Source organism: Pseudonocardia nigra (assembly GCF_019396355.1).
Lineage (GTDB): Bacteria > Actinomycetota > Actinomycetes > Mycobacteriales > Pseudonocardiaceae > Pseudonocardia > Pseudonocardia nigra.
Map to the genome: position 1 here is coordinate 1 of NZ_JAHKRK010000014.1, position 12,302 is coordinate 12,302.

Genomic DNA, 12,302 nt, shown 5'->3' on the forward strand with positions numbered 1-12,302 from the left:
TCGCAGTCGGAGCCATCCGGCTCACCGGTCGACGCGACATCACCGAGACAACCCGAGAAGCCGCCCGGAACATGACCCGCCCCTTCAAGATCCTCAAACTCACATGACGATCTTGAAACGACCGTGGGGTGCGGGCAACAAGGGTGCACGCACCGCCGGGGTTGACGGGATCGCTCCGCGATCGGTCGGCTTCGGCGCTGCGGACTTGCTGTCCCGGCTGCGAGCAGATCTCAAGGCCGGGACGTTCGTTCCGCAGCGGGTGCGGGAGAAGACGATCCCGAAGGCGTCGGGAAAGGTCCGGCGCCTGGGGATCCCGACGACCGAGATCGGGTCGTGCAGGCCGTGTTGAAGCTGGTGCTCGAGCCGATCTTCGAGGCGGATTTCAAGCCATGCTCGTATGGCTTCCGTCCGAGGCGCCGGGCCCAGGACGCGATCGCCGAGATTCACTTCCTCGCCTCGCCCAGTCGGAACTACGAGTGGGTGTTCGAGGCCGATATCGCGGCGTGCTTCGACGAGATCGACCACACCACCTTGATGGGGCGGGTGCGACGTCGGGTCGGGGACAAACGCGTGCTGGGCTGGGTGACGGCGTTCCTGCGGGCCGGGATCCTTTCCGAGGACGGCCTGAACCGCGAGACGATCACCGGCACCCCGCAGGGCGGGATCCTGTCACCGCTGCTGGCCAACATCGCCCTGTCCGTGCTGGACGAGCACTTCGCCGACAAGTGGGAAGCGCTCGGACCGTCATGGACGCGCGCCAAGCACCGACGCGCCGGCGGCGCGGTCATGAAACTTGTCCGCTATGCGGATGACTTCGTGGTCCTGCTCGCCGGGCAACGCGCCGACGCCGAAGCGCTCTGGGATGAAGTCGGCGCGGTGCTCGCGCCGATGGGCCTGCGCCTGTCGAGGGAGAAGACCAGGGTCTGCCACATCGACGAGGGGTTCGACTTCCTGGGCTGGCACATCCAGCGCCGGGCCTGGCGGAGCCGAACCGGGAAGCGGGCGGTCTACACCTACCCCTCGAAGAAGGCGCTCGCCTCGATCGTGGACAAGGTGCGGGCGCTGACCCGCCGCGCGAAGCATCGAACACTCGCAGACCTGCTGCGCCGGTTGAACCCGGTGCTGCGGGGCTGGTGCACCTACTTCCGCCACGGCGTGTCCTCGCGGACCTTCAACTATGTCGACCACTTCGCCCTCTGGCGGGTCGTCGGCTGGCTCCGCAAACGACACGCCGGGCTGAACATGCACACCCTGGTCCGGCGGTTCCTGCCCGGTTGGCAGGTCCGCACCGGGAAGATCGAGCTGTTCCGGCCGGCGACCATGGCGGTGGTCCGCTATCGCTACCGGGGCGCTCGCATTCCCACATTATGGGCGAGCGCACCGATCAGGGTTCCTGTTCCAGTGGCATGAGCACGTGGAGAGCCGGATGCGGTGGAAGCCGCACGTTCACTCGGAGGGCGGGCCGCGGAAACCCACCGGCCGAAAGGCCGGTAGGGCGCCGCGGTCCGACCCCTACACCTACGTGCCGACCTGGTCGGGCACGGTGTTCACCGCGTTCGTCTCCGATGTGTACTCCCGGCGGATCGTGGGCTGGCGCACCACCGCGACCATGCCCACCGAATTACCGCTCGATGCACTGGAGATGGCGTTGTGGACCCGCAACCAGGCCGGACACGACACCGCCGGGGTCGTGCACCACAGCGACGCCGGCAGCCAGACCACCGCGATCCGCTACGCCCGCCTGGTTCGACTACCTGCAGCACACTGCGGCGGCGCCCCAGTTCCACCCGCTGGGCGACACCCTCGAGGAACGCGTGACCTGGGTGAACGAGAGCGGGGTCGGGGTGATCGGCACCCCGACGACGCCATAGCAAAGATCAATGAGCTGTACAAGCAGTCCAACGGCGGGTTCGGCTGCTACCTGATGATGGCCCACGAGTGGGCTCGGCCGGAGGCGATCAACCGGCACTACGAGTTGTTCGCCCAGCACGTCATGCCCCGGTTCCAGGGCTCCGCCGACCGGCTCCTGGGTGCCGAGCGCGCAGCGCAGGCCCGCTGGGAGGAGCTCAACACGAAGCAGGCCGACGCACTGGCCGCGTGGACGGAGAAGCACGCGCAGGAGAAGGCGGAGCGCAAGTCCTGAGCGTCGCGGTCACAGGCCGAGCGAACGACCGATGACCTCCTTCATGATCTCCGTCGTGCCGCCGTAGATGCGGGTGATCCGCGCGTCGGCATAGGCGCGCGCGATCGGGTACTCGTTCATGTAGCCGTATCCGCCGTGCAACTGCAGGCACCGGTCGACAGCGCGGCCCTGCAGCTCGGTACACCACCACTTCGCCTTGGACGCGTCGACGGCAGTGAGCTCGCCCGCGTTCAGGGCGCGCACGCAGTCATCCACGTAGTGCTCGGCGATATCGATCTCGGTGGCGAGCTCGGCCAGGACGAACCGCGAGTTCTGGAACGACCCGATGGGCTGACCGAAGGCCGTGCGCTGCTTGGCGTAGTCGAGCGTCTGCTCCAGCGCGGTGCGGGCGGCGGCCACCCCGGCGATCGCGATCGAGAGCCGCTCCCGCGGCAGGTTGGTGACGAGCTGGGTGAATCCCTGGCCCTCGTCCGGCCCGAGCAGGTTGGCCACCGGCACTCGTACGTGGGTGAACGAGAGCTCGGCGGTGTCCTGGGCGTGCTGACCGAGCTTGTCGAGGTTGCGGCCGCGCTCGAAGCCCGGCATGCCGCGTTCGAGCACCAGCAGGCTCATGCCCTTGTGCTTCTGGCCGGGGTCGGTCTTCACCGCCGTGATCATCAGGTCGGCGTTGATGCCGTTCGTGATGAACGTCTTCGCCCCGTTGACGACGTACTCATTGCCCTCGCGGCGCGCGGTCGTGGCGATCGAGGCGAGGTCGGAGCCGGTTCCGGGCTCGGTCATCGCGATACCCGTAATCAGCTCGCCCGAACAGATTCCGGGCAACCAGCGCCGCTTCTGCTCGTCGTTGCAGAACGCCAGGAAGTAGGGCAGGCAGATGTCGTTGTGCAGGGTCAGCCCGAGGCCGGCGGCAGCCGCGCCACAGCGCATCACCTCCTCGGCCATCACGGAGTTGAAGCGGAAGTCGCGCACCCCGCCCCCGCCGTACTCCTCGGGCACCTCCATGCCCAGGAACCCCGACTTCCCGGCCGTGGCGTAGAGCTCGCGGGGAACGATCCCCGCGGCCTCCCACTCCTCGTGGTGGGGCACCACTTCCGCGTCCAGGAACCGCCGGAACGACTCCCGGAACGCCTCGTGGTCGTCCTCGTACAGCGTGCGGTGCATCAGAGCAGCTCGAGGATGGTGGCGTTGGCCTGGCCACCGCCCTCGCACATCGTCTGCAGGCCGTAGCGGATGCCGTGGTCGCGCATGTGATGCACGAGCGTGGTCATCAGCCGAGCCCCGGAGCCGCCGAGCGGGTGCCCGAGCGCGATCGCGCCGCCGTTCGGATTGACCGCCTTCGGGTCGGCGCGCAGCTCGGCCAACCAGGCCAGCGGCACCGGCGCGAACGCTCGTTGACCTCGAAGACCCCAATCTCGTCGATCGACAGGCCCGACTTCGCGAGCGCCTTCTGCGTGGCCGGGATCGGGGCGGTCAACATGATCACCGGGTCGCCGCCGGCCAGCACGGCCGTGTGCACCCGGGCGATCGGGGTGAGCCCCAGCTCACGGGCCTTCTCGCTGCTGGTCATCAGCAGCGCCGCCGATCCGTCGGAGATCTGCGAGGAGTTCCCCGCGGTGATGACGCCGCCCTCGGGCTTGAACACCGTCTTGAGCCCGGCGAGCGTCTCCACGCTGCTACCGCGGCGGATCCCCTCGTCCTGCGCCACGACTGTGCCGTCGCCCAGGGTGACCGGCGCGATCTGCGCGTCGAACCGGCCCTCGTCCTGCGCCGCGGCGGCCTTCTCGTGCGATCCGACGGAGTACTCGTCGACCTGGGTCCGGGAGAACCCCCAGCGCTCGGCGATCATCTCCGCGCCGACGCCCTGGTTCGGAGCAACCCCGTCGTAGCGGGCCAGGAACCGGTCCCCGAACGGGTCCTGCCCCTGCGCCGCGGAACCCATCGTGACGCGGCTCATTGACTCCACGCCGCCTGCCACCACCATGTCGTAGTGCCCGGCGATCAGCCCGGCCGCCGCGAAGTGCACCGACTGCTGGCTCGACCCGCACTGCCGGTCCACGGTCACCCCGGTGACGGACTCCGGCCACCCCGCCGCGAGCACCGCGGTGCGGGCGATGTCGAAGGTCTGCTCGCCGGCCTGTGACACGCAGCCCCAGACCACGTCGTCGACCACGGCCGGATCGACACCGGCGCGCTCGACGATGGCGTTCAGAACGTGCGCCGAGAGGTTCACCGGGTGCACTCCGGACAGGCCGCCATGGCGCTTTCCGACCGGTGCCCGCACCGCCTCCACGATCACTGCATCCCGCATGTCACGCCTCCTCGTCCAACCGCAGCGCGGCCACCGGGCACGCCGCCACCCCAAGCCGGGCCTGCTCCTCCTCGCCCGGCGGCACCGGGCGGTTGGTCCCCACCGCGCTGTAGCCGTCGTCGTCGAGCGGGAACAGGTCCGGATCGACCACGTAGCACTGACTGTGGGCCTCGCACACCGAGTTGTCCACGCTGATCCTCATGCCGTACCTCTCATCCCACGGCCGCCTTGCGTCCGGCGTCGTGCGCCACCGGCAGCGCCTCGAGGGAGCGTGACGCGAGGCTGTCCTTCCACACCGGCTCGCCGGCCAGCCGCATGCCGGGCAGCCGCGCGACGATGCGCCCCACCGCGATCCGGGTCTCCATCCGGGCCAGTTGCGCCCCGATGCACGCGTGGATGCCCTTGCCGAACGCGACGTGCGGGTTGGGGCTGCGGGTGAGGTCGAGCCGGTCGGGATCGTCGAAGCGCGCAGGGTCCCGGTTCGCCGCCGCCAGCACCAGGTGCACGCGCTGGCCCGGCGAGATCACGCAGCCCGCGATCTCGGTCTCGGCGACCACCCACCGGTTCAACACCTTGATCGGCCCGTCGAACCGCAGCAGCTCCTCCACGGCGGGCGCCAGCAGGTCGGGCCGGTCCCGCAACAGCTCGAGCTGGTCGGGATGGCGCAGGAGCGCGAGCGTGGCGTTGGCGATGGAGTTGGTGGTGGTCTCGTGGCCGGCGAAGAGCAGAAGGGCGCACATCGCGACGAGCTCGTCGTCGGCGAGCCGGTCGCCGGGGTCGTCGGGGTCGGTGGCCATCATCGCGGTGAGCATGTCCTCGCCGGGATCGCGGCGGCGCACCGCGATGAGGTCGCGGAAGTAGGCGTCCATCTCCCGCAGCCCGCGCAGTGCCCGCTCGTGCCGGTCCGCACGGGCCTCGCCTCCGGTACCGAAAGCCACGAGGGCGAGCTCGTCGGACCAGTCCCGGAACCGGTCGCGATCGGCCACCGGTGCGCCCAGCATGGTCGCGATCACCGTGGCCGGCAGCGGGTAGGCGACGTCGGAGATGAGGTCGCTGCCGGCAGGCGCACCGGCGACGAACGTGTCGAGCAGGTCGTCGACGAGCCGTTCGATCTGCGCGTCCATCGCCGAGATGCGCTGCGCCTTGAACGCCCCACCGGCCAGCTTTCGCAGCCGCGTGTGGGCAGGCGGGTCGCTCACCACCATCCACGAGGCCAGCAGCTCCAGCACCTGGTCCGACGTCGACGGAGCGTGACCCCGACGTGCCGCCAGCAGCGGGCGCACCCGGTCGTTGGACAGTGCCTTGTTCTGGAACGCCGCGGACACGTCGTCGTAGCGGGTCAGCAGCCACGCCCGGTGCGCCTCGCTCCAGTGCACCGGGTCGTGCTCGCGCAGCGCCGCCAGCACAGCGTGCGGGTCCGCGGTGGCCTCGGGGCTCAGCAGGTCGTCAGGAAGCGGCATGTGCCACCGTCCTCTCCTCCAGCAGCGCGGGCAGGGTGGCCACCAGCTCGACGTGCCGATCGACGAGGTCGGGGTCGAGCCCGCCGATGTCGCCGAAGCAGAAGACGTCGGTGACGGGCAGGCCGGCGGTGCGTTCGGCGATGTGCGCCGCGGCGTCCTGCACGGTGAGCACGGTCAGCCGCGGGAACGCGGACTCCGAGCGGGCGGCGGCGCGGTCGTTGCCGGAGTAGCTGCTGCGGTTGTGCCGCCCCGCCGGGCGGATGCGCTCGCGGGCGGCGTCCGGGTCGTCGGCGAGGAAGACGTTGACCAGCCCGCCCATCCGGGCCGCATCCTCCGGGTGCCCGCCCGCTGCCAGCCCGTCGCGGTAGGGCCCGAGCAGCTCGGGGTCGATCCACAGCAGGCCGGCGCCGGTGCGCCCGGCGATACGGGCGCCGCGTGGGCCGCGGGCCCCCACCCACATCGGCATGGGGCGCTGAACGGGCGGCGGGGTGGCGGTCCCATCGCGCCAGAACCGCTCGACGTCCCCGACGGCACGCTCCAGCGCGTCGTACCGGCCACGGAAGTCGGCTCCGAAGGCGGCGAACTCGGGCTCGCGCCAGCCCGCGCCGAGCCCCAGTTCGAGGCGGCCGCCGGACAGGATGTCGACGACCGCCGCCTGCTCGGCGAGCGCCAGTGGATGGGTCAGCGGGGCGAGCGCCACCGCGGTGCCGATCCGGACCCGCGTGGTGCGGGCGGCCACGGCCGCGGCGAACGTGAGCGGCGCGGGCAGGTAGCCGTCGGCGAACCCGTGGTGCTCGGAGAGCCACACGGCGTCCACGCCGCGGTCCTCGGCCTCGCCGATCCGGCGCAGCGTGTCGGCGTACACCTGCGGCCAGGGGCGGGCCGGGCCGGGATTGCGCACGTCGTAGTAGAGCCCGACGCGGATCACCGAGTCGCTCCCCGCGAAAGGGCGCGGGCGAGGCCGAGCCGGTCGCGCACGATCCGCCCGCCGGTCACCCGGCCGCCGGACACGGTGACGAGCCCGACCATGTGCAGCTCCGCCGTGGCCCCGAGGGCCAGGTCCGCGAGCTCGTCCAGGCCTCCGAGGTAGTGGCCCCGCCGGGTGATGCGGAACGCCACCCGGTCACCCGCCGAGAACAGGTCGTCGACCGCCACCTCGACGTCGTCGATCTTCGGGCCGGCAGTGCCGTCGTCGTAGCGGACGGCCTCCCCGGGCAGGCCGTCGGCGATCCAGTCCCGAACGAGCCGCTCCGCATCGGGAACGACCGGCTCCGCGGTCGTGTCCCACGGCGCCGGAGCAGGCGACTCGACGGCATCGGGCCCGTTTGAGGCGAGCTGGCGGCGGCGCGCGAGGTAGTCCTGCTCCACGAGGTTCGCGGTGAGCCTGGTGCCGTTCCAGGCATACAGCCCGAGACCGCCCCACACCGCGACCGCACCGCCGTGCCGCACGGACGCGCCGTGCTCGGAGAACCGCATGGCGAGCCGCTCACCGTTGGTGACGATCTCGTGCACGGTCAGGCCGAGCCCGGGAAACTGCCGGAACTGCGCCTGCGCCGCCGGGATGTACGCGCCGTCGCGGCCCGCGACGACGTGCGGTCCCATCCGCAGCACGTAGTCCGGCTCCATGATCTCGGCGCACACCGAGGTGTCGTGCCGGTTGGTGTAGTCGACCACGTAGCGGCGTATCAGGGCGACGAACGGTTCCATCAGCGGCCCTCGAATTTCGGTGGACGCTTGCCGGTGAAGGCCGAGATGCCCTCCGCGGCGTCCGCGGTGGCATGCAGGGTGGTGAGCGCGGCCGTCGAGTGGTCGAACTCGCCACGGTCCACACCGCGGTTGACCAGCTGCTTGCCGGTGGCGATCGCGAGCGGCGCCGCGGCCGCGATCCGCTCGGCGAGCTTGCGGGCACTGGCCATCAGCTCGGCGGCGGGCACGACCTTCTGCACCAGCCCGATCTCACGTGCCGTCTGCGCGTCCACCCGCTCGCCCGCGAACATCATCAGCTTCGTCCACTGGCGCCCGATCACCGACGGTGCGCGCAGCACCCCGAAACCGGGCACCAGCCCGACCGCGGCCTCCGGCATGCCGAACACCGCGGTGTCCGCGGCGAGCACCACGTCGCAGGCCAGCGCCAGCTCGCACCCCCCGCCCATCGCGTAGCCCTGCACGGCGGCGAGCACCGGCAGCGACGACTCCTCCACAGCCGCGAACGTGCGCATGCAGTCCTGCTGGAACTCCCGCTTGGCCGCGACATCGGAGAGGGCGGCGAAGCTCGTGATGTCCCCGCCCGCGGAGAACGCCTTCTCGCCGGCGCCGGTGATGATCACGGCTCGGGTACTGCCGTCGGCCTCGAGCCGCGCCAGCGCCGCGCGCAGCTCGGGCCAGAACGTGCGCCCCATCGCGTTGAGCTTCTCCGGTGCGTCGATGGTGACGACCGCGACGCCGCCGTCGGTCTCGACGCGGATGTTCGGTCTTGTCATGCTGCTCCCCCGAGGACGATGTCGATGCTCGTGGCGACGACCCGGCGCGTCTCGGCGGGCTCGATCACGTCGTCCAGCGAGAGGTGTGCGGCGGCCTCCCACGGCTCTGCCTCGCTGATCCACTCGGCGGTGAGCTGCTCGACCAGCGCGGCGTGCGCGTCCGGGCCGTCCTCGGCGAGCACCTTCTCCAGCCGCCGCCGGTGGATCGTGCGGATCCCGGTCTCCGGCGCCATGAAGCCGAGCTCGGCCGAGGGCCACGCGTACAGGAAGTCGGGGCGGGTCGGGCGCCCGCCCATCGCGAAGTGCCCGCCGCCGTAGGCCTTGCGCAGCACGACGCCGACCTTGGGCACGCGCGCCTCGGCGATTCGCGAGACGAGCGCCTCGTAGCCGTGCAGGATGCCGCCCCGCTCGGCCTGGGTGCCGATCATCAGCCCGGGGACGTCGTGCAGGAACACGAGCGGCAAGCCGAAGGTGTCGCACAGGTCGACGAACGTCCGCTCCTTCGCCAGGGCGGGCGGGTCGAGCGCGCCGGCCCGGACGATGGGCTGGTTGCCGACGAGCCCGACCGGCCGGCCCTCGATCCGGGCCAGCGCGCAGAGCACGCTCCCGCCCCACCCGTCGGCCCACGGGAGGACGGACGCCTCGTCGGCGAGGCAGGCGAAGACGTCACGCACGTCGTAGCCCGCGCGGGACCCGAGCGGAACGATCGTCTCCAGCTCCGCGGGATCGCGTGCGGGCGGCAGCGGCGGGGCCACCGGGGCCGACCGCGCGGAGTTGGGCGGCAGGTAGGACAGGAACGCCGCGATCGCGTCCATCGCGTCGGCCTCGGTCTCGACCACGAGGTGCGCGTTGCCCGCCTCGGTCGCCGCCTGTGGGCCACCGAGCTCGGTGTCGGTGACCCTCTCCCCGATCGCCGGCTGCACGACCGACGGCCCGGACAGGGCCAGCGACGCCGAGCGGAGCATCACGACGAAGTGCGCGGTGGAGGCGTGCAGCGCGGAGTCACCGTAGGACGGGCCGAGCACCGCGGCGGCGCGCGGGACGACCGGCTCGCCGGGCGGCGGCTTGAGGAACGTCGTGAAGTCCAGTGGCAGGCCGGAGAACCGCCAGCCGGAGACGTCGGGCATCCGGCCACCGTCGGCGTCGCACAGCAGCACGAGCGGGAAGCCGTGTCGCTGCGCGTGCTCGATGAGCCTGCCCTGCTTGCGCATGCTGGTCGGCGCGGTGGTGCCGGCCACGACGCTCGCGTCGATCCCGATCACCCCGATGCGGCGGCCGTCGAGCAGCCCGAACCCCGTGACCACGGCGTCGCCGGGGATGTGCTTGGCGGTGCGGCGCTCGGGCAGCGCGAGCGCGCCGATCTCGAACCAGGACTCCGGGTCGACGAGCATGTCGATGCGCTCGCGCACCGGCAGCCTGCCGGACTCGCGGTGCTTGCGCAGGCCGTCGGGCCCACCCATCTCCAGCGCGCGCTCGCGCCGCTCCCGCAGGTGCGCGATCCTGTCCGCCATCGAGGCTGCGGGTCGCGCGTCAACGCTCTCGAGAGTCACGAGACCTCCGCGCGCATCGGGTAGGAGTGTCGGCCGGGCACACGCTAGACTACCAGACGGCCGATTGGTAGACAGTGGGGGCAGCGGACGATGGACGCAAGGCCACCGGCCTGACCGAAGTGGAGCGGAACGTGGAGCGTCACGCAATCGGGACCGTGCTGGTGGCCAACCGCGGCGAGATCGCGGTGCGCATCATCCGGTCCTGCCGGGAGCTGGGCCTCCGCACGGCCGCCGTGTACAGCGACGCCGACGCCGATGCGCTGCACGCCAGGCTCGCCGACGAGGCCCACCGGGTCGGCCCGGCGCCGGCCCGGCAGTCCTACCTGGACATCGACGCGCTGCTGGGTGCCGCCAAGGCCGCGGGCGCGGATGCCGTGCACCCCGGCTACGGGCTGCTGTCGGAGGACGCCGGGTTCGCCGCCGCGACGGTGGCCGCCGGGTTCAGGTTCGTCGGGCCTCCGGCGGAGGTCGTCGCCCGGATGGGCGACAAGGTCGCCGCACGGGCGGTGGCCACGGGGTGCGGCGTGCCGGTCGCCCCCGGCAGCGACGGGCCGGTCGACCCGACCGACCCGGCGGGCGTGGCGGCAGTGGCGCAGCGGCTCGGCTGGCCGGTGGTGGTCAAGGCGTCCTTCGGTGGCGGTGGGCGCGGGATGCGCGTGGTGCACGACGCCGCCGGGCTCGCCGATGCGCTCACCGCGGCCGGCCGCGAGGCGCAGGCGGCGTTCGGCCGCGGCGAGGTGCACGTCGAGCGCTACCTGGAACGGCCGCGCCACGTCGAGGTCCAGGTGCTCGCCGACACCCACGGCACGTGGTCCACCTCGGCGACCGCGACTGCTCCGTGCAGCGCCGCCACCAGAAGCTGATCGAGGAGGCCCCGGCACCCGGGCTCGCCCCGCAGCTGCGTGCGGCACTGCGCGACGCCGCGCTGCGGGTCGCCCGCTCCGTCGGCTACGAGGGGGCGGGGACGGTCGAGTTCCTCGTGCTGCCGGCCACCGGCGAGTACTTCTTCCTGGAGATGAACACGCGGCTGCAGGTCGAGCACGGCGTCACCGAGATGGTCACCGGCGTCGACCTGGTCGCGGCACAGCTGCGGATCGCCGCCGGCGAGCCGCTGTCGTTCTCCGCCGACGACGTGCGGATCGACGGGCACGCCATCCAGGCCCGGATCGCGGCCGAGGACCCGTGGGAGGGGTTCCGACCGGCTCCCGGCAGCGTGCGCGAGCTCGCGCTCCCGCAGGGGCCGTGGTTGCGCAACGACATGGGGATCGAGAGCGGCGACACCGTGGCCGCCGAATACGACTCGATGTTCGGCAAGGTGCTCGCTTGGGGGACCGACCGCGACGTCGCCCGGCGCCGGCTGATCGGAGCGCTCGACGAGCTCCGGGTGGTCGGCGTCCCGACCACCGCCCCGTACCTGCGAGAGGTCCTCGCCTCGGAGTCGTTCGCGGCCGGGACCCACGACACCGGCTCGGTCGCGCGGGAGTGGCCGCCGGATCCGGCGCTGCGACCGGCCACGGCGGCGGCTTTCCCGGCTCCGGCCACGCCCGGCGTCCCGGTCCGCCGGGTGCGGATCGCCACCGACCGGGGGCCGGTCGAGGTTGCCGTGTACGGGCGGCCGCGGCCCGCGGGTGCGACCGGCACGGCCGCCGGTCGGCCGTCCCGCTCCCGCGCCGGGTCCGGGCCCGGCACGACCGGGCCGGGGGCGCCGCCGGTCGCGCCGATGGACGCCACCGTCGTCGCCGTCCCGGTGGCGGTCGGGCAGCCCGTCGCCGCGGGCGACGTGCTCGCGGTGCTCGAGGCCATGAAGATGGAGATCGAGGTGCGGTCGGACGCTGCCGGGACGGTGTCGGAGGTGCTGGTCTCCCCCGGTGACGCGATCGGCGCGGGCAGGCCGCTGGTCGTCCTGGCTCCGGACGAGGGCTGAGGCGGTCTCAGTCAGCCGGACGGCGAGCCGCTCTCATCGAGAATCTGTCGAACCGAAGCCGCCAGTCGAGGAATCGAGGATGTCCGCAAGTCGCTCCTCGCCACGCCTCATAGCGCGACGGCCTCCCGCAGAACCCGCTCCCTGATCCGGACCTTCAGCCCGCCGACGGTAGCCACTTGCGTGAACACCCCCAGTAGGTCCTCGACGACCAGGGCGAAGCCCGCGAGATCGAGGTATCCGTGACCCGGCTCCAGGTCGACCAGCAGGTCGAGGTCGCTCTCGGCGCCGGCCTGCCCACGAGCGACGGAACCGAACACGCGGACGTTGCGCACGCCGAACTGTCGAACGAGGCGCTGGATCTCTGGTCCATCGGCTCGGACCTCGGCGAGGCTGACCGCGCGGCGCGGTGCATCGATCAGCACAGTCGGCCTCCCCAT

The 12,302-nt window shown here is 72.1% G+C and carries 10 protein-coding genes and 3 pseudogenes; 4 read left to right on the forward strand and 9 right to left on the reverse strand.

Annotated elements, in window-relative coordinates:
- The first annotated feature begins 333 nt into the window (after window positions 1-333).
- Window positions 334-1,410 carry a reverse transcriptase domain-containing protein gene (locus KME75_RS45665; RefSeq protein ID WP_219413503.1) on the forward strand — a complete coding sequence of 359 codons (1,077 nt, stop codon included), beginning with the start codon at window positions 334-336 and terminating at the stop codon, window positions 1,408-1,410.
- A gap of 106 nt (window positions 1,411-1,516) precedes the next feature.
- Window positions 1,517-1,735: pseudogene (locus tag KME75_RS42675) on the forward strand (DDE-type integrase/transposase/recombinase); the annotation flags it as partial.
- 417 nt (window positions 1,736-2,152) lie between these two features.
- Here the strand turns inward: KME75_RS42675 and KME75_RS05875 are convergent.
- The 8 genes and pseudogenes from KME75_RS05875 to KME75_RS05910 form a co-directional block, all read right to left on the reverse strand.
- Window positions 2,153-3,304 (reverse strand): acyl-CoA dehydrogenase family protein, encoded by a 1,152-nt coding sequence (locus KME75_RS05875; RefSeq protein ID WP_219413505.1) that lies wholly within the window; start codon window positions 3,302-3,304, stop codon window positions 2,153-2,155.
- Window positions 3,304-4,451: pseudogene (locus KME75_RS05880) on the reverse strand (thiolase family protein). The gene KME75_RS05875 and the pseudogene KME75_RS05880 overlap by 1 nt, the downstream one beginning before the upstream one ends.
- Before the next feature lies 1 nt (window position 4,452).
- Entirely contained in the window at window positions 4,453-4,653 is a 201-nt protein-coding gene (locus tag KME75_RS05885) for a ferredoxin (protein WP_219413506.1), read from the reverse strand.
- A gap of 10 nt (window positions 4,654-4,663) precedes the next feature.
- Complete coding sequence (locus tag KME75_RS05890; RefSeq protein ID WP_219413507.1) at window positions 4,664-5,911, reverse strand: cytochrome P450; 1,248 nt, start codon at window positions 5,909-5,911, stop codon at window positions 4,664-4,666.
- A complete protein-coding gene (locus KME75_RS05895) occupies window positions 5,898-6,839 on the reverse strand; it encodes an LLM class flavin-dependent oxidoreductase (protein WP_308282588.1) in 942 nt (313 codons plus the stop codon). The genes KME75_RS05890 and KME75_RS05895 overlap by 14 nt, the downstream gene beginning before the upstream one ends.
- Window positions 6,836-7,618 carry a nuclear transport factor 2 family protein gene (locus KME75_RS05900; protein WP_219413508.1) on the reverse strand — a complete coding sequence of 261 codons (783 nt, stop codon included), beginning with the start codon at window positions 7,616-7,618 and terminating at the stop codon, window positions 6,836-6,838. Before KME75_RS05900 ends, KME75_RS05895 begins: the two co-directional genes overlap by 4 nt.
- The gene (locus tag KME75_RS05905; protein WP_219413509.1) at window positions 7,618-8,391 is read right to left on the reverse strand and encodes an enoyl-CoA hydratase/isomerase family protein; all 774 of its coding nucleotides are present in this window, start codon (window positions 8,389-8,391) and stop codon (window positions 7,618-7,620) included. The genes KME75_RS05900 and KME75_RS05905 overlap by 1 nt, the downstream gene beginning before the upstream one ends.
- Complete coding sequence (locus tag KME75_RS05910) at window positions 8,388-9,902, reverse strand: acyl-CoA carboxylase subunit beta (protein WP_219413510.1); 1,515 nt, start codon at window positions 9,900-9,902, stop codon at window positions 8,388-8,390. The genes KME75_RS05905 and KME75_RS05910 overlap by 4 nt, the downstream gene beginning before the upstream one ends.
- A gap of 224 nt (window positions 9,903-10,126) precedes the next feature.
- Between KME75_RS05910 and KME75_RS05915 the strand changes: the two are divergent.
- Both KME75_RS05915 and KME75_RS42680 read left to right on the forward strand, forming a co-directional pair.
- Window positions 10,127-11,355, forward strand: a pseudogene (locus tag KME75_RS05915) (acetyl-CoA carboxylase biotin carboxylase subunit); the annotation flags it as partial.
- 306 nt (window positions 11,356-11,661) lie between these two features.
- Window positions 11,662-11,865 carry an acyl-CoA carboxylase biotin carboxyl carrier protein subunit gene (locus KME75_RS42680; RefSeq protein WP_246631559.1) on the forward strand — a complete coding sequence of 68 codons (204 nt, stop codon included), beginning with the start codon at window positions 11,662-11,664 and terminating at the stop codon, window positions 11,863-11,865.
- A gap of 107 nt (window positions 11,866-11,972) precedes the next feature.
- On the opposite strand, the gene KME75_RS05920 is transcribed toward KME75_RS42680, so the two are convergent.
- Complete coding sequence (locus KME75_RS05920; RefSeq protein WP_219413511.1) at window positions 11,973-12,287, reverse strand: nucleotidyltransferase family protein; 315 nt, start codon at window positions 12,285-12,287, stop codon at window positions 11,973-11,975.
- Window positions 12,288-12,302: the final 15 nt, after the last annotated feature.